The organism is Microbispora sp. GKU 823, assembly GCF_002027145.1.
GTDB lineage: Bacteria > Actinomycetota > Actinomycetes > Streptosporangiales > Streptosporangiaceae > Microbispora > Microbispora siamensis.
Genome location: NZ_MWJN01000139.1, coordinates 1 through 20,038, shown reverse-complemented (window position 1 = coordinate 20,038; position 20,038 = coordinate 1). Strand labels below are relative to the sequence as shown.

Genomic DNA, 20,038 nt, shown 5'->3' with positions numbered 1-20,038 from the left:
GAGTCGCTGATGGTGAAGGGGTAGATCTTGCCGTCGTAGTCGTTCTTCACATCGCCGTCGATCTGGCTGTTGCGTACCGTCACGTTCTGGGCGGTGATCAAAAGCGTGCCGGGGATGTGCACCCCGTCCAGCACGGTCCCGTCCTGAGTCACCCGGTAGGCGCCGTAGAAGTCCGCCTGAAGCGTCTTCAGCCGCGTGCCTTTGGGCACGCCGGTGCACGCCGGGGTGGGATAGCCGGGGCACGCCGTCCCGCCCGTGTCCGGGGCCGTGGTGGTCTGTGACCGGCTCGGTACGGGAGCCGCCGAACTCCTCGTGAGCGCCGGCGTCGGCGCCGGGCTCTCCACCGCCTCCGTGGGCGTGGGCGTCGGGGTGTGCCGCGTCCTCGTGGGCGTGGGAGTGGGGGTCGGGATCTCGGCGGAGGGAGTGATCGGCAGGGTCGCCGACTGCGATGGTGTCGGAACGCGCGTCGGCCCGGCGGTCTGCCCGGGAGACAACGTAGGAGACTGAACAGGAGTCTGGACGGGAGACTGCGCGGGGGACCGGGTGGCCGCCGGTGAGGAGGCCGCCGAGGGAAGCGTCGTCGGGTGGGAAGGCCGCGGCCGCCACCACCAGCGGTAGATCGGGTCCACGTAGTAGTGGTAGTTGCGCGGGTTCGACTCGCGGGGGAACCCGCCGTCGCCGTACCGGTAGACGCCGGTCTTCCTCGGCACCGCGGTCAGCGGGCCCGATCGCGGCGCCTTGCCACGGCCAAGGGGTCTGGCCACGTAGGTTCCGTGCTCGCTGTGATAGGAGACCGTGTACGTCTCGTGCGCCCGGACCTGGACGGGGGAGTCGAAGCGGACCTCCTGCCAGCCGCTCGCGGTCTCATTGACGAAGGCGGCGGTGGCGAGCCTCCTGCCGTCGGCGTCCCAGAGGCTCCCACTGTGCCTGCCCTTCTCGCCCCTCGCCTTGTAGAAGCGGACGCCGGTGATCCATCCGTCCTCCGCCACGGTGAACCGTGAGCCGAGCTCGACCGGCGCGTGGTCCGCGTGCACGGGGACCGCGGGCTTCGTGGCCGGTGTCCAGAAGCTGACCTCCCGCAGCTTGGGCGTCGCCACGGGCGCGGGAGCCGCCGCCGTGCGGGGCTCTTTGCCGGCCTCCCCCTCTCGTGCCACGATCCAGACAGCGGGAACGGCCACCACGACCAGCAGCACGGGCAATGCGAAGGCCGCCTTGAAACGGCGGTCCCGGCGTAAGCCACTCTCCCTTGCGCTGCGACCCCTGACCGAATGGACCATGGTGGAACTCCGTCCCGCGTGATGATCGCGCATTCGTCCGGTTTGATGGTTCTATGGGTACTACCGCGGGACATTGTTACCAGAGTGATAACAGGGTCGCATCGGTTTTGCCGAGTTTTCAGTACACGACATCAGGACGGGTGTTGATCGTCTCGTGAAACTCCTCGTTACCGGCGGCGCCGGGTTTATCGGTTCGCATTATGTCCGCACCGTATTGACCGGTGGTTATCCGGCCTTCCACGGAGCGTCCGTCACCGTTATCGACAAGCTCACCTACGCGGGCAACCTGGCCAACCTCGCCCCCGTCGAGGGGCGTTACGACTTCGTCCAGGGCGATGTGTGCGACGGCGCACTGCTGGCCGACGTGGTTCCCGGGCACGACGTCGTGATCCACTTCGCGGCCGAGTCGCACGTGGATCGGTCCATCGAAAAAGCGGCGGACTTCGTCCGGACGAACGTACTGGGCACGCAGACGCTCATGGACGCATGCGTCGCGGCGGGCGTCCGCCGCGTGGTGCATGTCTCGACGGACGAGGTGTACGGCTCGATCGAGACCGGCTCATGGGACGAGAGCGCTCCGCTGGAGCCCCGCTCGCCGTACGCGGCTTCCAAGGCGGGTGGCGATCTGCTCGCCCGCGCCTACGCGATCACTCACGGGTTGCCCGTGTCGATCACCAGGTGCGGCAACAACTACGGCCCCTACCAGTATCCCGAGAAGATCATTCCGCTGTTCGTCACGACCCTGATCCAGGGGGGCACAGTTCCGCTGTACGGCGACGGCGGCAACGTGCGCGACTGGATCCACGTGGCGGACCACTGCCGCGGCATCCAGCGGGTGGCCGAGATCGGCCGTCCCGGCGAGGTCTATCACATCGCAGGTACGGCGGAGCTCACCAACCTCGAGCTGACCACGCGCCTCCTGGAGGCTCTCGATCTGCCGCAGGATCGGATTCGTCGGGTGGCGGACCGCAAGGGACATGATCGCCGCTACTCCCTTGACGACCGCAAGCTCCGGAACCTCGGCTACGCGCCGGAAGTGGGCTTCGACGAGGGCCTGGCGGAGACCGTCCAGTGGTACAAGGACAATCCGTCATGGTGGAAGCCGTCACACCGGGACGCGTCACGCCGGACCGGGCGGTAGAGCGTGGTGGAGTCCGCCGTGGCGGAGTCGAAGACCCTCGCGGCGGACAGGCCACGAGGACGCTGGGCGCAGCTCGCGCCGTGGCTGGCCCTGATTCCGTTCGCCGGGTGGTCGGTGCTGCGCCTGACCGGCTGGGAACCCAAGTTCCGATGGTCACAGTTGGTGTCCTTCACCCCGTACGTCGCCGGGGCGTCATTGCTGCCGCTCGCCGTGGCGGTCGCCCTGCGCCGCTGGCGCGCGGCCCTGGCGGCCGCGGTGGTGAGCGGCGCCCTCGGGGCCGCCGTCCTTCCGCGTGCCCTGCCGGACTGCCCGCCCGGATCGCCGAAGGGCAACGGCTGCGGGTGCTGTCGGCCAATCTCCTCCATGGCAGCGTGCCCGTCGGCGCGCTCCTGGACGCGGTGCGGCGGCACCGGCCGGACGTGCTGGTCATGCTGGAGCTGACGGAGCCGATGCGCGCCCGCCTCGTCGCGGCCGGTCTCAAGCGGCTGCTGCCCTTCGAGGTGAGCGAGGCGGCCCCGGACGCGATGGGCAGCGGTGTCTTCGCCCGTTATCCGCTCGAAGCCGACGGTTCGCCGTTCGGATGGCCCCGGCAGATCCCGGCCAGGCTCGCCCTTCCTCACGGCGGCCGGTTGAGCGTGGTGGCCGTCCACGCCTGCGCCCCGTCACAGGGCTGGCGGGCGGGCTGCTGGGCGTCCAGCATCCGCGCGCTTCCGGCGGCCGAGGACGGCACGCTTCGCGTTCTGGCCGGTGACTTCAATTCCACCCTCGATCACACGGTCCTGCGAGAGCTGATCGCGACCGGCTACCGGGACGCGGCCGACGCGACCGGCAAGGGGCTCACCCCGACCTGGCCGTACCTCGGACAGCCGTGGTTCATCCCCAAGGTGGCCATCGACCACGTGCTCGCCGACCGGCGCATCGCCGTGGACGCCTTCACGACGCTATCCCTGCCGGGGACGGACCACCGCGCGACCCTGACCGACCTGATCGTCCCCCGGGAGGACCCATGAGATGGCTGGTGACCGGCGCCGGCGGGCTGCTCGGCACGGATCTGGTGGCGCTGCTGCGAGAGGAGGGCGAGGACGTCATCGCGCTGACGCGGCTCGATCTCGACGTCAGGGACGCGAGCGCGGTGGCGGCCGCGGTACGCGACGCGGCCCCCGACGTGGTCGTCAACTGCGCGGGCTGGACGGCCGTGGACGACGCCGAGACCCGCGAGGAGGAGGCCCTCGCGGTCAACGGCCACGCGGTCCGCAATCTGGCCGTGGTGTGCCGGGAGCGGCTCGTGCAGCTCTCCACGGACTACGTCTTCGACGGCACGGCGCCCGAGCCGTACGTCGAGGACGCGGAGCCGGCGCCGGTCAGCGCTTACGGGCGGACCAAACTCGCCGGGGAGCGTGCGGCGCTCGGCAACGGCGGGACGGTCGTGCGGACGGCATGGCTCTACGGGAGCGGCGGGCCGAACTTCGTCAGGACGATGACGAGGCTCGCGGCGGGCGAGGGCGCCGTCTCGGTCGTGGCGGACCAGGTCGGCCAGCCCACCTGGACGGCCGACCTGGCCGCGCAGCTGTTCCGCCTGGTGGTGGCGCGCGCCTCACCGGGGATCTACCACGCCACCAGCCGCGGGAGCACCAGCTGGTACGGCCTGGCACGGGAGGTCTTCGAGCTGGCAGGCGCGGATCCGGATCGGGTCAGGCCCGTCACGGCCGCCGAATACCCCAGACCGGCCCGACGGCCGGCCAACAGCGTCCTCGGGCACGGCAGGTGGGCCTCCGTCGGCATCGTCCCCATCAGGGACTGGCGGGACGCCCTGCACGCCGCCTGGCCCTATCTCAAGGAGGCGTAGAAGGCCTGGCATTCGGAGTAGACGGGCAGGGCCCCGGCTTCCATGAGTTCCTTCACCGTGGGCGCGGCGGCGTCACGCTCCGACAGGATCGGGGCGCCCTCCACCGGCCACTCGACGCCGATGGCGGGGTCGAGGGCGTGCACACCGTGCTCACGGGAGGGTGCGTACGGCTGTGAGCACAGATATACGACCGTGGCCCGTTCGCTGAGCGCGAGAAACGCGTGCCCCAGGCCTTCGGCGATGTACAGACCGCGCCTGGAATCTTCGTCCAGGCGCACACTGTCCCACTGCAGAAAGGTGGGCGAGCCGATCCGCAGGTCGACGACCACATCGAGGATCGCACCCGAAACGCATGTGACATATTTCGCCTGGCCCGGCGGGACGTCGGCGAAGTGGATTCCGCGCAGCACTCCCCTGGTGGAGACGGAGCAGTTCATCTGGGCGAGTTCCAGCCGGTGACCGGTGGCCGCGACCAAATCGGCCGCCCGGAATGCTTCGAGGAACGAACCGCGCGGATCCGCATGGATCTGGGGTGTGTGGACCCAGGCGCCCGGAATGCTGAGGGAATCCATGAGGGGCAGCCTGCCACGTCATGAGCCTCTTGTAACGCAGGCCACGAATGAGCCGAATTACCGCTGGTGGGCCGAGGGACGGGGGACAGCAAACCACATCCGCATCTGACGCGTCTTTGAAGGGCCTACTTCAGTCGAGCGACCGATTCGGGGAACATGATGACAAAGTGTCGGCTGTGCGGCTCGACCAGCCTCGCGGGAGTGGTCGACCTGGGAGCGACGCCGCCCTGCGAGCTGTTTCTCAGTGCCGAGCGACTGGCGGCGCCCGAGGTCACCTACCCGCTGCATCTCCAGGTGTGCACCGACTGCTGGCTTGCCCAGATCCCGCCCCTCATCACACCTGAGGAGACCTTCACCGAGTACGCCTACTTCTCGTCGTATTCCACTTCATGGGTGGAGCACGCGCGAGGTTTCGTCGCCGGCGCGATGGAACGCATCAATCCCTCGTTCGTCGTCGAGGTCGCCAGCAACGACGGGTACCTGCTGGGCCACGTGGTCGAACGGGGGGTGCGGTGCCTGGGCATCGAGCCGTCGGCCAACGTGGGGCAGGCGGCGCGAGACAAGGGCGTGCCCACCCTGACCGCGTTCCTCACCCCTGAGACGGGCACCGCGGTCCGCGCCGAGCACGGTCCCGCCGACCTGGTGGTGGCCAACAACGTCTACGCGCACATCCCCGACATCCTCGGGTTCACCAAGGGGCTGCGCGCCCTGGTGGCCGACGACGGCTGGGTCTCGATCGAGGTGCAGCATCTGCTCACCCTCATCGAGTTGAACCAGTACGACACCATCTACCACGAGCACTTCCAGTACTACACGGTCGCCTCGGCCCAGCGGGCGCTGGCCGCCGGCGGGCTCGCCCTCGTCGACGTCGAGTTGCTTCCCACGCACGGAGGATCCATCCGGCTCTGGGCGCGCCCCTCGGGTCGGCCGGGCCCCCGAGTGGCGGACGTCATGGCCATGGAGAAGGCCGCGGGACTGCTCGAACTGTCCGGTTACACCCAGTTCGCCGACCGAGTGGCGCGCGTCAGGCGCGACCTGCTGCGCTTCCTGATCGACGCCGCCGACGCGGGCAGGACGGTCGTCGGGTACGGCGCGCCGGGCAAGGGCAACACGCTGCTGAACCACTGTGGCATCCGGCCTGACCTGCTGGCCTACACCGTCGACAGGAACCCCTACAAGCACGGCAAATTCACTCCGGGCGCCAGGATCCCCATTCTGCCCCCGGAGCGGATCGCCGCAGATCGCCCGGACTACGTGCTGGTTCTGCCGTGGAACCTGCGGGCCGAGCTCACCGAGCAGCTGTCCTATGTCCACGAATGGGGAGGAAAGCTGGTCTTCCCCATCCCAACCTTGGAGATCGTCTCGTGAAGGTCGTGCTTTTCTGCGGCGGGTACGGCACGCGGATGCGCAGCGGCACCCCCGGTGACGTTCCTAAGCCGATGCAACTCGTGGGACCCCGTCCGCTCATCTGGCATGTGATGCGCTACTACGCCCATTTTGGACATACGGAGTTCATCCTGTGTCTCGGGTTCGGGGCCCACCACATCAAGGAATTCTTCCTAAATTATCAGGAAACCACCTCTAACGACTTCGTCTTACGCGGCGGCCGGGTCGAGCTGCTCTCGACGGACATCTCCGACTGGTCCATCTCTTTCGTGACCACGGGCATCGACTCACCGATCGGGGAGCGGCTGCGCCGGGTCCGGGATCATCTCGACGGCGACGAGATGTTCCTGGCCAACTACGCCGACGTGCTCACCGACGCCCCGCTGCCGCAGATAATCGAGCGGTTCGAGCGCGCCGACGCCGGGGCGTCCATGATGGTGGTGCCACCCGCCGAGACGTTCCACTGCATCGACATGGGCGAGGACGGCAAGGTCGGCGGCATCACCCCGGTCAGTCAGATGCCGCTGTGGGTCAACGGCGGCTACTTCGTCCTGCGGCAGGAGATCTTCGACCACATCCCGGAGAACGGCGACCTGGTGGGCGACGGCTGCGTGCAGCTGGCCAAGCGAGGCCGGTTGCTCGCCTACCCCTATCGGGGATACTGGCGGCCGACCGACACGGTCAAGGAGCGCCTCGCCCTGGACGAGGCGTACTCCCGCGGAAACCGCCCGTGGGCGCTGTGGGAGCACCAATGATCGGCCTGCGCACGGCCTCGTCCGTGACCCGGGTCGCCGCGCTGGGCGCGCACTGCGACGACCTCCCGATCGGCGCCGGCGGCAGCCTGCTGACTCTCTGCTCGGCCCACCCCGGCATCCGGGTCGACGCTCTGGTGCTGTCTGGCGGCGGCACGGAACGGGAGGACGAGGAGCGGGCCGCCCTCGCGGCCTTCTGCCCCGGAGCGGATCTGCGGCTCAGGGTCCTGAAGCTGCCCGACGGCCGGCTGCCCGCGCGCTGGGAGGAGGCCAAGGCGGCCGTGGAGGAGCTGCGGGCGGAGACCGACCCCGACCTGATCTTCGCGCCATGGACCGGCGACGCCCATCAGGACCATCGGGGCCTGGCCAAGCTGGTCCCGACGGCCTTCCGCGACCACCTCGTGCTCGGCTACGAGATCGCGAAGTGGGACGGAGACCTCGGCAGGCCCTCGGTGTATCAGCCGCTCGACGCGGAGATCGCGGAGGCCAAGGTGAGCCTGCTCCAGCGGCACTACCCTTCCCAGCGACATCGATCATGGTATGACCGGGAGGCCTTCCTCGGACTGGCGCGCATTCGCGGCATCGAGTGCCAGGCCCGTTACGCGGAGGCCTTCCACGTGAACAAGCTCACCCTTCGACTGGAGAACTGATGCGGGTACTGCTGACCGGGCATGTGGGCTACCTCGGGAGCGTGATGGCCCCCGTTCTGGCCGAGGCAGGACACGAGGTGGTCGGCCTCGACTCGGGGCTGTTCGCCGAGTGCGTGCTCGGCCCGCTCCCGCGGGACCCGGAGGGTCTGGCGGTGGATCTGCGCGACGTGCGACCGGAGCACCTCGCGGGCTTCGACGCGGTGATCCATCTCGCCGCCCTGTCGAACGACCCGCTCGGCGCGCTCGCACCCGAGCTGACCTACGACATCAACCATCACGCCTCGACCCGCCTGGCCCGGCTGGCGAAGGACGCCGGTGTCCGCCGGTTCCTGTACGCGTCGACCTGCTCGGTGTACGGCGCGTCGGGCGGCGACGACCTGCTCACAGAGGACGCGCCGCTGCGCCCGGTGACGCCCTACGCGGAGTCGAAGGTGCGGGTGGAGGAGGACCTGGTCGAGCTGGCGGACCCGGACTTCACGCCGGTGTTCCTGCGCAACGCCACGGCATTCGGGTTCTCACCCCGGCTCAGGATGGACATCGTGCTCAACAACCTGGTCGGGCACGCCTTCCTGACGGGGCAGGTGCGCGTGTTGTCGGACGGCACGCCGTGGCGGCCGCTCGTCCACGTGGCCGACATCGCCGACGCGTTCGCCGCCGCCCTCGTCGCCCCACGCGAGGCGGTGCACGCGAAGGCGTTCAACGTCGGCACCGAGCTGAACAACGTGACCGTCGCCGACATCGCGCAGCACGTGATCGAGGTGGTCCCGGGCGCCACGCTGGTGATCACCGGTGAGACGGGTGCCGATCCTCGTTCCTACCGCGTCGACTTCTCCAGGATCAGGGCCGCGTTGCCCGGCTACGCCGCCCGGTGGACGGTCAAGGACGGCGCCGTCGAGTTGTACGACGCCTACCAGGCGCACGGGCTGACCGCCGGGGACTTCGCCGAGCGCTTCACCCGGCTCGCGTGGCTGTCCGGGCGGAGGGCGGCCGGCACGATCGACGAGACGCTCAGGCCATGACCGGCGAGGAGATGCACGCCCTCGTGGCGCGGCTGTATCCGCTGTGCAGGAGCATCACCGGCGACGGCGTGCGGGAGACGCTGCGCATCGTCGGCGAGCACCTGCCGCTCCAGGTCTCGGAGGTGCCCACCGGGACGCAGGTGCTGGACTGGACGATTCCGAACGAGTGGAACATTCGTGAGGCCTACATCAAGGATCCCGCCGGCCGTCGCGTCGTCGACTTCGCGGACTCCAACCTCCACGTGGTGGGCTACAGCGTTCCGGTGTCCGCCACCCTCACCCTTGAGGAACTCCGTCCCCACCTGCACACCCTGCCGGATCAGCCGGACCTGATCCCGTACCGGACGAGCTACTACGCCGAGACCTGGGGTTTCTGCCTCAGGGCGAGCACGCTGGCGGAAATGGGGGAGGGGCCCTACGAGGTGCTGATCGACTCCACCCTGGAGCCGGGTCACCTCACCTACGCCGAGCATGTGATCCCGGGGCGGGTACAGGACGAGGTGATCATCTCCACCCACGTGTGCCACCCGTCGCTGGCCAACGACAACCTCGCCGGCATCGCCGTGGCGGTCGCCCTCGCCCAGCGGATCAGCGACCCCTGGTACACGTACCGGTTCATCATGGCGCCCGGCACCATCGGGGCCATCACCTGGCTGGCGCGTAACCGCGTGGAACGTGTGAAGCACGGTCTCACCCTGGCCTGCGCGGGAGACCGGGGGGCGTTGACGTACAAGCGCAGCAGGCGAGGGAACGCCGAGATCGACCGGGTGATGTCCCATGTGCTGCGCGGCAGACGGCACGAGATCGTCGACTTCACTCCTTACGGTTACGACGAGCGCCAATACTGCTCGCCCGGGTTCAACCTCGGCGTCGGGTCGCTGACCCGGACGCCGTACGCCGGTTACCCGGAGTACCACACCTCGGGGGACGATCCCGGCTTCGTCGCACCCGAGGCCTTGGAGGAGACGCTGGAGGTGCTCTGGGAGGCCGTCGAGATCCTGGAGCGCAACCGCAGATACCTCAACACCAGCCCGTACGGCGAGCCGCAACTGGGCCGGCGCGGTCTGTACGGATCCATCGGCGGCCGCAGTGACACGAAACAGGCGCAGATGGCGATGTTGTGGGTGCTCAACCTGTCCGATGGTGATCACAGCCTGCTGGACATCGCGGAACGGTCCACGCTGCCGTTCTCCGCTGTAGCCGCCGCCGCGCGGTCGTTGCGGGCCGCGGGATTACTGAAGGAGTAGAGGGAATGGCGCAAGCGCTCAGCCTGCGGGCCGGGGATCTCGTGGAGGTCCTCAGCGAGGAGGAGATCCTCGCCACCCTGGACGAACGCGGAGAGCTCGACGGTTTGCCTTTCATGCCGGAGATGCTCCAGTTCTGTGGTAGGCGCATGGTGGTCAAGAAGGTGGCGCACAAGCTCTGCGACACCATGACCCAGACCGGCATGCGCCGGATGGACGACGCCGTGCACCTTGAGGGAGGCAGATGTGACGGGTCCGCGCACGGAGGGTGTCAGACCTTCTGCTCCATCTACTGGAAGACCGCCTGGCTGAAGAAGGTCTCCGACGCTTCCGCCGAACCGCGGGTTTCGCCGGGCACCCTGCTGCCGCTCCTGGTGAAGAACGCGCGCAAGGAGCCGGGCCCGGAGGGCGAGGAACGGTACTCGTGCCAGGCGACCGAGCTGCTGCGTGCGGCGCCCGTATGCCTGCCGTTCCGTGACGGCGGCCAGTACGTCGCCGATGTCAGGACCGGCAACGCGACCGTTTGGGAAACCCTGCGCACTATCTTCTTTGGACTTTTCAACCGCTATCAGAACTTCAGCAGGCGTCGCCTGCCGCGTTGGCTGTGGATAAGGCAGGGGCTCACCTGGGGCTGGGTCGGTCCGGGACCCAACACGAGGACCCCGACGGGGACCCTCGACCTTCAGCCGGGCGAAATGGTGCGTATCAAGTCCAGGGCGGAGATCGTCGCCACCCTCGGCTCTGACCGGAAGAACCGGGGTCTGGGCTTCGAGGAGGAGATGGCGCACTGGTGTGGCAAGACGGCCAGAGTTCTGGCGCGGGTGGAGCGTTGCCTGGACGAGAAGACCGGCCAGATGTTGCAAATGAAGAACCCTTGCATCCTTCTTGAGGGCGTCGTCTGCAAAGGCCTGTACAAATCAAACTGTCCGCGCGAGTTCGCGCCGTTCTGGCGCGAGATCTGGCTCGAACGGATTACCGAGGCGGGAATAGCGTAAGGGGTCCGTTGTGGAGCAGGAAGACGCCACTGTGACGGAGGCCCAGGCCGACGCGCGAAGCATCGGTGAGAAAGCCGGCCGCGGGTTCGGGTGGAGCCTGCTCGGCAACCTCGTGATGAAGGCGGGATCCTTCGTCATGGGTCTGATCCTCGCCAGGTTGCTGTCGCCCGCGGACTTCGGCGTCTACGCGGTCGCCCTGGCCGCGACCTCCTTCGTGATGGTGGTCAAGGACCTGGGCATCATGGCGGCGACCATCCAGTGGCGAGGCTCGCTGGAGGAGATGTCGCCGACGGCGACCCTGCTCAACCTGATCTCCGCTACGGCACTGTACGGGGCGTTCTGGGTGGCCGCGCCCTTCTATGCCTCGTACGCCGGGAGTCCCGAGGCCACGCCCGTCGTCCGGCTCCTCACAGCCGTCATCCTGGTCGAGGCCGTCACGGCGATCAGGAGCGCGGCGCTGCTGCGGCGGTTCCAGCAGGCGCAGAACAGCATGGCGATCCTGGCGGGGTTCGCCGTCAACGCGGCCGTCGCGATCATGCTGGCCGTCGAGGGGGCCGGGCCGTACAGCTTCGCCTGGGGACAGGTCGCGCAGGCGGTGGTCACCGGCGTCATCGTGCTGCGGGTCGCGCGCATGCCGTTCAGGATCGGGTTCGACCGCGCCATCGCCGGCAGGCTCCTGCGCTTCGGCATCCCGTCGGCGGCCGGCATCGGCCTGGAAGCCGTGCTGCTCAACGTCGGCTACATCATCGTGGGCGACATCATGGGCGCCCAGCCGCTCGGCTACTACCTGCTGGCCTTCAACGTGTCGAGCTGGGTGCCCGGGCTGATCGGAACGGCCATCCGCACGGTGTCCATCGCGGGCTTCTCCCGACTGGCGGAGCAGGAACCCGACACCCTCTCCCGGGGCGTCCAGAAGTCGGTGCCCCTGTTGTACTCCGGCGTGTTGCCCCTGGCGATCGTCATGGGGCTGCTGGCGCACCCACTCGTGGCCTTTCTCTACGGGGCGAAGTGGGACCAGGCCGCCGGCGTCCTGCGCTTCCTCGCTGTAGTGATGGTGGTGCGGATGCTGACGTCCTTCGCGCTGGACATCCTCAACGGCCAGGGCGCCACCACGCTGACCGTATGGATCAACGTCGGATACGGCCTGGCTCTGGTGCCCGCCGTGATCGTCGGCACGCACATGGAGGGCATCCGGGGCGCGGCCGCGGGCCAGGCGGCCGCCTCGCTGTTCGTCGCCCTGCCCCTGGCCGTCCTCGGACTGCGCGCGGCCGGTGTGCGCGTGGCGCCCATCGCCCCCGCTCTCCTGCGGCCGAGCCTCGGCGGCCTCGTGTCGGGCGCCGCCGTGCTCGGCCTACTGTTCGTACTGGGCGACGCGCCCCCCTGGGTCACGTTGTGCCTGGGGGCCGCCGTGGGCCTGGTCGTCTACGTTCTGATCGTCGTTCCGGTCGACCGGCTGCGCGCCCTGCCCCAGGTGGTCCTGCGGCCCCGTCCGACATCCTGATCTGGAGTGGCAAGAATGCTGGTCTCCATTGGCCTTCCCGTACGCAACGGAGCCGACCGGATGGGCGACGCCGTCCAGTCAGCGCTGAAGCAGGACCACGCCGACATCGAGCTGGTGATCTCCGACAACGCGTCGACGGACCACACGGAGGAGTACTGCAGGGAGCTGGCCAGGGCGGACAGCCGCGTCGTCTACCACCGCCAGCCGGTGAACGTGGGCGTCGTCGGCAACTTCGACGCGGTCCTGCGGCTGTCCCGGGGCACGTACTTCCGGTGGATGGGCGACGACGACCTGCTGGAGCCCAACTGCGTGTCGCGCTCGCTTGAGGTCTTCGCCGAGGACGAGCGGCTCGTCCTGGTCACCTCGGAGACCATGTACACCGGCCCGGACGGCGCGGTGATGAAGCCGCCGACCTACCGCGGCACGCGGCTGCTGTCCGACGATCCCATCGATCGGTTCACCGAGATGATGGTCGTGCACACGCAGGAGCACATGCTGCTGGACCCGCTGTACGGGCTGATGAGGCGTGAGGCCGTCGCACGCGTCCCCAGACCCGTCATGCTGCGCGAGGACGAGGTCTTCGCCGTGATGCTGGCTCTGGCGGGTCCCTGGGGCCACGTCCCCGAGATCCTGGCGCACCGTGGACTCCGCTTCCGCAGGCTGCCCGAGATCGCCCGGGCGTTGGGGGTTCCGGAGTGGACCGTGCATTTCGCCACCACACTGCAGTTCGCCGCCGTGGTGCGTCACCTGCGCACTCTCGATCTGACTCCGGAGCAGCGCAGGCGTGCCTGGGAGGTGGTGGCCCGGACGTACGCCCGCCGGCAACGCCAGACTCTGAGCCATCGGACCCGTAAGGCGGCACGCCTGGCGCTCGCCGCACTGCGCCGCTGACCGGCACGCCGCGATCTCTCTTATTCCGTCACGCGATTCGGTGACGTCCCGGATTCGGTGACGTGCCGGTAACGGCCAAATCCGCTGTAACGGCGGCACCGAAAACGGCGAGTAACTGACGACGGAGCGTCCCGGGGCAGGGACGGGTAAAACAGAGAGACGGCATGCTATGACCTCGATTTTCTTCAACCAAGAGGTCGACGACGACCGGCGCCGGCAGATGATCTTCCAGGGCGACCTTTTCGTGTATTCGGCGACACCGGCGTCGGCGGAGCTTGTGGGATTCGCCCGCGAGCTCATCGAGAAGGCTTTCGGGACGCTCGACCCCGAGCTGGCGCAGTACGAGATGCCGGTGGAGCGATTCGCCGCACTTTTGGCGGACCTCAAGCCGCGCTTCATTCATCACGAACGCTGCAAGAAGCTGCTTCCACAGGTGTTGGAAGAGGCCGGCTGCTCCGTGTGGGACACGTATTTCGACGTGCCGCGCATGCGGACCTCCACCTCCGACGACTATCTGACGTCGGGCATTTCCTACGCGTACCACCCGCATCGGGACTGCTGGTATTCGGCTCCCTTCAATCAGGTCAACTGGTGGATGCCGATCTATCCGGTCGTCCCCGAGAACGTGATGGCCTTCCACACCCGCTATTTCGACCAGCCGGTCGCGAACGGCAGCGACAGGTACGACTACGCCGGCTGGACGGCCGTCGAACGTCCGAGCGCCGCCACGCACATCTACAGCGACACCCGCCGGCAGCCCAAGCCGGAGCAGACGATCGAACTGGAGCCGCAGGTCCGCGTCATCCCCGAACCCGGAGGCTTCGTGATGTTCTCCGGGGCGCACCTGCACTCGACCGTCCCGAACACCTCCGGCCGTACGCGCTTCAGCGTCGACTTCCGTACGGTCAACATCCAGGACGTGCGAGCTCGCCGGGGGGCGCCCAACGTCGACGCCCTGTGCGTGGGCACGACGCTGCGGGACTTCCGGCGCTGCACCGACCTGGAGCAGGTCCCCGAGGAACTGGCCCTGGAGTACGAGGCGGAAGCCCTGTCACGGCGTGGCTGACTTCTCCGGCTCGTACGGCGGAGCCGGCAGGGAGGTCCTGCGGCGCAGAGGCCGCAGCCTCTCGCCGATCGCCGCGCGCAGAGCCCCCCAACTGCGGTGACGCTGAAATGGCAGCTCGAAGACCGCTGCGAAGCCCCATGCCACCAGCAGGCTGGCGGGCACGGCGAGCGCGATCATGGTGAGGAAGGCCGGCACGCCCTTCGGGACGTGCGGCGCTACCACCAGTTCATGCAGCGTCACGACCAACGGCGCGTGTGTCAGGTAGAGGCTGTAGGAGAAAGACCCGAGGGACCGGACGGGACGGGTGTCGAGGAACGTGACCAGCGGCGCGGGCCTGCCCGCGGCCAGCGCCGCCAGGAAGAGCCCCACCGCGGGTCCGAGGGCGAGGTCCACCCAGAAGTAGTGGTTCACCGTCCACACCGAGCCCTGTACCGCGATCAGTGCCACAACCGGCACTGCGGCCACGGCCGCTGTCCACGGCGCCGGGGCGCGCCAGTGTCCGCCCACCACCCCTGCCGCGACGGCGCCGAAGGCGAACAGCGCCGCGAACTGCGGGGTGAACCGGTCGAGCAGGGCCACGGCCGGCACGACGGGAGACAGCGCGCCGACAGCTGTCACGAGCGCCGTGACCGCGCACGCCATGACGGCCGCGCCGAAGCGCCTGATCACCAGGAGGAGCAGCGGGAAAACCACGTACAACTGGGCCTCGATGGCGATGGACCAGAAGGCCCCGTTGGGGCTCGGCGCGCCGAAGACGTCCTGGATGAGCAGCCCGTACAGCAGGACGCTCTTGGCCGTCGGAGGGCCGGCGTCCGTCTGCGGGACGACGGTCCACGCGATGATCAGGCTGTAGACCAGGGCCGCCCAGTACGGCGGCAGGATGCGCCAGGTCCGCCGATGGCCGAACCTGGCCAGCCCCCCGAGCCGCCATTCATGGCGCGCCGGTCCGACGGCGAGCGAGAAGCCGGACAGCACAATGAAGACGACAACCGCGAAGTGTCCATAAAGGAGCCAACCTGCCCACAAGGGACCGTTGTCGGAGGGGAAGCCGGGAAACGACATCAGCCAGCAATGGTGGAGCACGACGAAGAGCGCGGCGAGCCCTCTGATCCCGTCGAGGCCGGCAAGTCGGGATTGCCCCTGTAATGGGGGTTTGGCCATAAGTTGCCCTCCTGACGTCCGCCCGGCCCACGATGGTCTATCGGAGGGGACGCTCGTCGTGTAACGCTGTAGCTCACAAGAAGACCCATCGAGCTATCGTCACGCATCAGGGTTGTCGTGTAACGATCTGTCCGTGGGCGGCGATGGAGAAGTGGGGCCGCCCGGCGCCCGGGTGCGCCATGAGGGCGGGGGACGCGTATATGGAGTTATGGAAGATCCTCGGCAGCCTACTCACGCGCAAGGCCGTGGGGCCGCCGTTGATTCTGTTGTCACTGCTGGTCGCGGTGGGAACGTTCTTTTTCGTCCCCGCGAGATACCAATCCAGCGCCCTGATGGTCCTGACCACGTCGGCCAGGGGCGCCACGATCGACCCGAGCAAGACCTTCGGCCTGCAGAACCCGTTGCTGGGCTTCAGCGACGGGTTGAAAACGACGGCCACCATTCTCATTCAGGCGATAAACACCCCCGAGCTGCGCCACGACGTCGGCGCGCCCAAGGACGGGCCGGTCGAACTCACGGTCGACGACGGCCGCACCGACCCTGACCTGCTGGACATCAGCGGGCCCTACATCTACGTGTCGGTCGTCGCGCCCACCGCCGACGAGGCGAGCAAGACCGTCGCCGCGGTTCAGGCCCGGGTGCGCAGGGAGCTCAACGACCGGCAGGTCGCGCTGGGCGCGCCCAAGTCCACGTTCGTCTCGCTCAACGACGTGGTCCCGCTTTCCCAGCCGGAGCGGGTGACGAGCGTCCAATGGAAGGCGGCGGGTAGCGCTTTCGCCGTGTCGCTGCTCGTCTGCTTCGGCATCGCCTACGCCGTGGCGAGGCGCAAACGCATCAGGCGGATCGAACCGGATGACGGTCGTTTCGAACGCATGTCCGGCTGGAGTGAGGATCCCGAGGTGCTCGGCGCGGCGACGGTGCAGTGGCGGATCCCCGCCTCCACGCAGGATCGGCCGCGCATCGGATCGCCTGTCGCCCCGCCCGGCACGACGGTCGCCGACGCCTCCTCATCCGCCTTGTCCACCCAGAACGACCCGCGGCCGGTCGTAGACGATCCCCCGCCCGCGAACGGCACGTCCGTGACCGATGCCGACGACGAGTCCGACCAGACCGTGGTCATCATCATGGATCCGATGCTCACAGCGGACAGCGCCGTGGGCGGGCGGCCTTCGGAGAACGGCTCGTCGGGGCGACCGCCCGGTAAACGCGGCGGCTGACCCGCACCGCGAAACCGGCACCCGGGTCAGCGCGACGCGGCCACCTCGGCGCACCGCCGTGCGGCGGCTTCCCGGACCTCCGCCGAGGTGTGCGAGTGCGACGAGATCATCATGCCGATGGCGTCCGGGCCGATGCGGTCGGCGAACGCCATGGCGGCCTCGTGGTCCATCGGCGTCCTGATGTAGGCACTGTGGCAGATCTCGGGGCTGGTAGCGGGCCGCTGCTCCTCGCCGAGGAACTCGTCGGCGTACACGCCGTAGACGATGAACTCGGAGACGTGCAGCTGGGAGGTGAAGGCGTCGGCCCAGGGCAGGCCGGTGACCTCTGTGATGCGCTCCTGCATGGCCCGCACCCGCACGGGGTCCCAGAAGACCAGCGCGTCGACGTAGTCGTTCAGCGGCGGCGGCGGCGCGGCCGGGAGTCCGAGCAGTTCGCGGGCGACCCGGTGCCAGATGACGTGCCGCTCCATTCCCGCGTGAACCGCGTCCTCCTTCCTGAACAGCGTGATCCGATCATGCGCGGAGAAGGCGCCGACCTCGACCGGGCGGACGAACACCACGTCTGAGTCGGCGAGTAGAACCGTGTCCGCCTCCACGATGCCGGCAGCCGCTATCTTGGCCGCCTGCTGCATGACCCAGCCGCGCACCGGCGGCCACGGGCGCCGCGTATTGACCCACACACCGCCGGGCATGCGGACATAACGGCGGGGGAGTAATTCGGAATGCGTCCAAATGCGGCAGCGCGGCCCGGCGAATTGGGTGAAGTGTGATTTGTGAGCCCAGGGCACGATGACGTGATGGACCGTGTCCTCAGAAGTGAACTGGAGAAACGAGCGGTGCAGGGCCGCGAAGAAGTCCCGGTCCGGCTTCCAGGTCGGGGTGATGACGGCCAGCTCTGGCATCGATCGTGACCTCCGGTCGAAGACGTCTATAGCGGCTGGTCAGACTTATCACGCGTTGCCGTAACAAAACCAGGGGCTCCGTGCGATAGTCAGTAGGACCGCACGGGGAGGGATCAGATGGACTTGTGGGGGACAGTCCTCGTGCTGTTCCGGAGATGGTACGTGGTGCTGCCCACCTTCGTCCTGTGTATGGGCGCGACGCTTTTCGTCTACATCCGGGTCCCCGTGACCTACGCCTCCCAGGGCATCATGCTGATCACGATCCCCACCACCGGGGCGAGCGTGCCCGACGATCCCAAGCTGGTCAACCCCCGATCCAATCCCCTGGTCACCTTCGACTACGGGCTCAACATGACCGCGTCGCTGCTGATTCAGGCGCTCGGCGCGCCGGAGATGGGAGAACGGCTCGGCGTGCCGCGGGGCGGCGACGTCGGTTACAAGGTCACCAACGGGAGCACCAACCCCGAACTGATGATGAGCGGTCCGTTCGTCTTCGTGGAGGCCGAGGCTCCGGACCCCGGAACAGCCACGGCACTGGTCGCCAAGGTGATGGCGCAGGCCGACGTCGAACTGGCCCGGCGCCAGAAGGCCGTGGGTGCGCCACCGAAGACGTTCCTCACCATCACGCACGTCGTCGAGCCCACGACTCCTGAGGCGAAGAAGGGCAGCAGGAGCCGCGCCGCCGCCGCGGCCATTGCCCTGAGCCTCATGGGCAGCCTCACGGCCGCCTTCGCCGTCGAAAGCTTCGTCGTTCATCGTCGCGCCCGCGGGAGGCGGACGACGGGCCAGGAGAGGCGCCTGCACGCGCCGGCCCCGTCGGCGCCCAAGGCGGAGCAGACGGTGTGATGGCCGTCTCCACGGCCGGGGAGACGACGGCACTCGGACCCCGACGCCTCCCCGAGGGTTTCCAGGCGGCCGACAGCGCGACGCTGGCTGTCGTGGCGATCGTGGCGCTGCTGTGCGTCCCCGCCCGCATGATCCTTCGCGGACTGCCTCTGTCGGTGACTCCGGCGGACGTGGTGGGCCTGGCGCTGGGGCTGTTCTGGTTGTTCGCCCAGTCCACCACCACGCTGGGCGCGGCCAAGGGACGCAACCCCGCCCGCACCGGACTGTTCCTCTACCTTGCCGCCAGCCTGGCCGTCTACGGTCACGCCGCCTTCGGCTACCTCGAGAAGGACGAACTGAACCTGATGGACCACGCCCTGGTGGTGCTGGTCGGCGGGATCGGCCTGGGTCTCGCCGTGTGCGACGGCGTGGCAAACAGGCGACGACTCGATCTCGTGATGCGGGGGATGGTCGTCGCCGGTGTCGTGGTGTCCATCGTCGGCGGGTTCCAATCCATCCTGGAGTTCGACCTCACCGCCTACATGGCGCTGCCCTTCCTGCAGGCCAACGGCGTGGAGGGCATCACCAACGTCCTCGGCAGAGACGACCTGAACCGGGTCGCGGCCACCCTCGGGCACCCCATCGAGTTCGCCGTGGTCTCGGCCATGATCCTTCCCGTCGCCGTGCACTATGCCCTGCACGCACGGGACCGCGGCAGTTCGCCGCTGCGCTGGTGGTTCTGCACCGCCATGATCGCCATGGGACTGGTCTACTCGGTCTCGCGTACAGGCGTGATCGCGGTCGCCACGGTCGGTGTGGTCCTGATGGCGGGCTGGCCGGCGCGGCGCCGCCTCCGGGCTATCGGCGTGGTGCTCGGGTTCCTGGTGATGGTCCAGATCGTCATGCCGGGCGTGCTGGGCACGTTCTATCGGCTGTTCGCCGGCTTCGGCTCCGACGACAGCATCCGGTACCGCGTGCACGACTACCCCAACGCGCTGGAGGAGTTCCTCCGCCATCCGTGGCTGGGCCGTGGCCTGGCCACCTGGTACGCGCCCAAACACCAGGTCTTCGACAACCAGTACCTGCTGACGCTGGTGGAGTCGGGAATCGTCGGCGTGCTGGCGTTCCTGGTGCTGGTGGGGATGGGAGTCTACGCCGCCCAGCGAGCCAGGCACCTCACCGCGGACCCGGTGCTGCGGGACCTCGCCCTGTCCATGACCGCGCCGCTGCTGGTCCCAGTAGTCTGTTCAATCACGTTCGACCAGCTCTCGTACCCGGCGGCGACAGGCCTGATGTTCGTCCAGATCGGTGCGGCGGGAGCCCTGCTGCGCGTCGCCCGGCAGGAGAACGCGGTGGCGGGGAAGAGCCTCAGCCCACGCACTCCAGAGGTCCGACCGTACTCGTGACGGTGTAATCGTCGTCGATGGTGACCAGCCTGTTACCCGTCCAGTTCGTCTTCGAGCAGTCGGTGTCGGAGGGGCCGTAGTCCCACGATTTGTTCACGACGGCGTTGTCACGGACGACGGCGCCGGAGGCGGCTCTGACTCTGATGGTGTAGGTGCCGCCGATGAGCAGGTTGTTGGTGACCTGGAC

The 20,038-nt window shown here is 68.4% G+C and carries 21 protein-coding genes; 16 read left to right on the top strand and 5 right to left on the bottom strand.

All coding sequences use genetic code 11. From position 1 onward, the window contains the following. Positions 1–1,193, bottom strand: a 1,193-nt coding sequence (locus B1L11_RS40675) for a DUF4082 domain-containing protein (RefSeq protein WP_256863306.1), incomplete at its 3' end; no start/stop codon positions are given. Between the two features lie 238 nt (positions 1,194–1,431). Here B1L11_RS40675 and rfbB point away from each other — a divergent pair. The 4 genes from rfbB to rfbD are packed head-to-tail and all read left to right on the top strand — an operon-like array spanning position 1,432 to position 4,264. Then, a complete protein-coding gene (gene rfbB / locus B1L11_RS40670; RefSeq protein WP_079320548.1) occupies positions 1,432–2,418 on the top strand; it encodes a dTDP-glucose 4,6-dehydratase in 987 nt (328 codons plus the stop codon). 18 nt (positions 2,419–2,436) lie between these two features. Beyond that, positions 2,437–2,859: a hypothetical protein gene (locus B1L11_RS40665; protein WP_143737904.1), complete on the top strand. Its 423-nt coding sequence runs from the start codon at positions 2,437–2,439 to the stop codon at positions 2,857–2,859. Beyond that, positions 2,790–3,428 carry an endonuclease/exonuclease/phosphatase family protein gene (locus B1L11_RS40660; protein WP_079320546.1) on the top strand — a complete coding sequence of 213 codons (639 nt, stop codon included), beginning with the start codon at positions 2,790–2,792 and terminating at the stop codon, positions 3,426–3,428. The genes B1L11_RS40665 and B1L11_RS40660 overlap by 70 nt, the downstream gene beginning before the upstream one ends. After that, a complete protein-coding gene (gene rfbD, locus B1L11_RS40655) occupies positions 3,425–4,264 on the top strand; it encodes a dTDP-4-dehydrorhamnose reductase (RefSeq protein WP_079320545.1) in 840 nt (279 codons plus the stop codon). Before B1L11_RS40660 ends, rfbD begins: the two co-directional genes overlap by 4 nt. On the opposite strand, the gene rfbC is transcribed toward rfbD, so the two are convergent. After that, positions 4,246–4,836, bottom strand: a complete 591-nt coding sequence (gene rfbC / locus B1L11_RS40650; protein ID WP_079320544.1) for a dTDP-4-dehydrorhamnose 3,5-epimerase — start codon at positions 4,834–4,836, stop codon at positions 4,246–4,248. The genes rfbD and rfbC overlap by 19 nt on opposite strands. Before the next feature lie 156 nt (positions 4,837–4,992). On the opposite strand from rfbC, the gene B1L11_RS40645 reads away from it, so the two are divergent. The 9 genes from B1L11_RS40645 (at position 4,993) to B1L11_RS40605 (ending at position 14,340) form a co-directional block, all read left to right on the top strand. After that, entirely contained in the window at positions 4,993–6,204 is a 1,212-nt protein-coding gene (locus B1L11_RS40645) for a class I SAM-dependent methyltransferase (RefSeq protein WP_306291768.1), read from the top strand. Further along, complete coding sequence (locus B1L11_RS40640) at positions 6,201–6,977, top strand: sugar phosphate nucleotidyltransferase (protein WP_079320543.1); 777 nt, start codon at positions 6,201–6,203, stop codon at positions 6,975–6,977. Before B1L11_RS40645 ends, B1L11_RS40640 begins: the two co-directional genes overlap by 4 nt. Then, on the top strand, positions 6,974–7,624 hold the full coding sequence (locus B1L11_RS40635; protein WP_079320542.1) for a PIG-L deacetylase family protein: 651 nt from the start codon (positions 6,974–6,976) through the stop codon (positions 7,622–7,624). The genes B1L11_RS40640 and B1L11_RS40635 overlap by 4 nt, the downstream gene beginning before the upstream one ends. Then, positions 7,624–8,643: an NAD(P)-dependent oxidoreductase gene (locus tag B1L11_RS40630; RefSeq protein WP_079320541.1), complete on the top strand. Its 1,020-nt coding sequence runs from the start codon at positions 7,624–7,626 to the stop codon at positions 8,641–8,643. The genes B1L11_RS40635 and B1L11_RS40630 overlap by 1 nt, the downstream gene beginning before the upstream one ends. Beyond that, complete coding sequence (locus B1L11_RS40625; RefSeq protein ID WP_079320540.1) at positions 8,640–9,890, top strand: DUF4910 domain-containing protein; 1,251 nt, start codon at positions 8,640–8,642, stop codon at positions 9,888–9,890. The genes B1L11_RS40630 and B1L11_RS40625 overlap by 4 nt, the downstream gene beginning before the upstream one ends. Before the next feature lie 5 nt (positions 9,891–9,895). Then, complete coding sequence (locus B1L11_RS40620) at positions 9,896–10,882, top strand: hypothetical protein (RefSeq protein ID WP_079320539.1); 987 nt, start codon at positions 9,896–9,898, stop codon at positions 10,880–10,882. A 10-nt stretch (positions 10,883–10,892) separates the two neighbouring features. After that, positions 10,893–12,383, top strand: coding sequence for an oligosaccharide flippase family protein (locus tag B1L11_RS40615; RefSeq protein ID WP_256863305.1), 1,491 nt, complete (start codon positions 10,893–10,895; stop codon positions 12,381–12,383). Positions 12,384–12,398: 15 nt separating this feature from the next. Continuing rightward, positions 12,399–13,274, top strand: a complete 876-nt coding sequence (locus B1L11_RS40610) for a glycosyltransferase family 2 protein (protein ID WP_079320538.1) — start codon at positions 12,399–12,401, stop codon at positions 13,272–13,274. 169 nt (positions 13,275–13,443) lie between these two features. Further along, the gene (locus B1L11_RS40605) at positions 13,444–14,340 is read left to right on the top strand and encodes a hypothetical protein (protein ID WP_079320537.1); all 897 of its coding nucleotides are present in this window, start codon (positions 13,444–13,446) and stop codon (positions 14,338–14,340) included. Here the strand turns inward: B1L11_RS40605 and B1L11_RS40600 are convergent. Beyond that, the gene (locus B1L11_RS40600; RefSeq protein ID WP_079320536.1) at positions 14,326–15,501 is read right to left on the bottom strand and encodes an acyltransferase; all 1,176 of its coding nucleotides are present in this window, start codon (positions 15,499–15,501) and stop codon (positions 14,326–14,328) included. The two genes, B1L11_RS40605 and B1L11_RS40600, sit on opposite strands and share 15 nt — an antisense overlap. A gap of 179 nt (positions 15,502–15,680) precedes the next feature. Between B1L11_RS40600 and B1L11_RS40595 the strand changes: the two genes are divergently transcribed. Next, a complete protein-coding gene (locus B1L11_RS40595; RefSeq protein ID WP_143737902.1) occupies positions 15,681–16,718 on the top strand; it encodes a hypothetical protein in 1,038 nt (345 codons plus the stop codon). Positions 16,719–16,744: 26 nt separating this feature from the next. On the opposite strand, the gene B1L11_RS40590 is transcribed toward B1L11_RS40595, so the two are convergent. Further along, on the bottom strand, positions 16,745–17,620 hold the full coding sequence (locus B1L11_RS40590; protein ID WP_218671622.1) for a DUF6492 family protein: 876 nt from the start codon (positions 17,618–17,620) through the stop codon (positions 16,745–16,747). A 117-nt stretch (positions 17,621–17,737) separates the two neighbouring features. Here B1L11_RS40590 and B1L11_RS40585 point away from each other — a divergent pair, with 117 nt between their 5' ends. Continuing rightward, on the top strand, positions 17,738–18,466 hold the full coding sequence (locus B1L11_RS40585; protein WP_143737901.1) for a hypothetical protein: 729 nt from the start codon (positions 17,738–17,740) through the stop codon (positions 18,464–18,466). Beyond that, a complete protein-coding gene (locus B1L11_RS40580) occupies positions 18,466–19,851 on the top strand; it encodes an O-antigen ligase (protein ID WP_079320532.1) in 1,386 nt (461 codons plus the stop codon). Before B1L11_RS40585 ends, B1L11_RS40580 begins: the two co-directional genes overlap by 1 nt. Here the strand turns inward: B1L11_RS40580 and B1L11_RS47575 are convergent. Beyond that, positions 19,814–20,038 (bottom strand): hypothetical protein (locus B1L11_RS47575; RefSeq protein WP_218671621.1); only part of this gene is annotated, 225 nt, incomplete at its 5' end. The two genes, B1L11_RS40580 and B1L11_RS47575, sit on opposite strands and share 38 nt — an antisense overlap.

Coding starts and splice junctions, on each gene's coding strand:
- rfbD (WP_079320545.1), top strand. CDS start 3,425: ATGAGATGGCTGGTGACCGGCGCCGGCGGGCTGCTCGGCACGGATCTG.
- rfbC (WP_079320544.1), bottom strand. CDS start 4,836: ATGGATTCCCTCAGCATTCCGGGCGCCTGGGTCCACACACCCCAGATC.
- B1L11_RS40645 (WP_306291768.1), top strand. CDS start 4,993: ATGATGACAAAGTGTCGGCTGTGCGGCTCGACCAGCCTCGCGGGAGTG.
- B1L11_RS40635 (WP_079320542.1), top strand. CDS start 6,974: ATGATCGGCCTGCGCACGGCCTCGTCCGTGACCCGGGTCGCCGCGCTG.
- B1L11_RS40630 (WP_079320541.1), top strand. CDS start 7,624: ATGCGGGTACTGCTGACCGGGCATGTGGGCTACCTCGGGAGCGTGATG.
- B1L11_RS40625 (WP_079320540.1), top strand. CDS start 8,640: ATGACCGGCGAGGAGATGCACGCCCTCGTGGCGCGGCTGTATCCGCTG.
- B1L11_RS40620 (WP_079320539.1), top strand. CDS start 9,896: ATGGCGCAAGCGCTCAGCCTGCGGGCCGGGGATCTCGTGGAGGTCCTC.
- B1L11_RS40610 (WP_079320538.1), top strand. CDS start 12,399: ATGCTGGTCTCCATTGGCCTTCCCGTACGCAACGGAGCCGACCGGATG.
- B1L11_RS40605 (WP_079320537.1), top strand. CDS start 13,444: ATGACCTCGATTTTCTTCAACCAAGAGGTCGACGACGACCGGCGCCGG.
- B1L11_RS40600 (WP_079320536.1), bottom strand. CDS start 15,501: ATGGCCAAACCCCCATTACAGGGGCAATCCCGACTTGCCGGCCTCGAC.
- B1L11_RS40595 (WP_143737902.1), top strand. CDS start 15,681: ATGAGGGCGGGGGACGCGTATATGGAGTTATGGAAGATCCTCGGCAGC.
- B1L11_RS40590 (WP_218671622.1), bottom strand. CDS start 17,620: ATGCCAGAGCTGGCCGTCATCACCCCGACCTGGAAGCCGGACCGGGAC.
- B1L11_RS40585 (WP_143737901.1), top strand. CDS start 17,738: ATGGACTTGTGGGGGACAGTCCTCGTGCTGTTCCGGAGATGGTACGTG.
- B1L11_RS40580 (WP_079320532.1), top strand. CDS start 18,466: ATGGCCGTCTCCACGGCCGGGGAGACGACGGCACTCGGACCCCGACGC.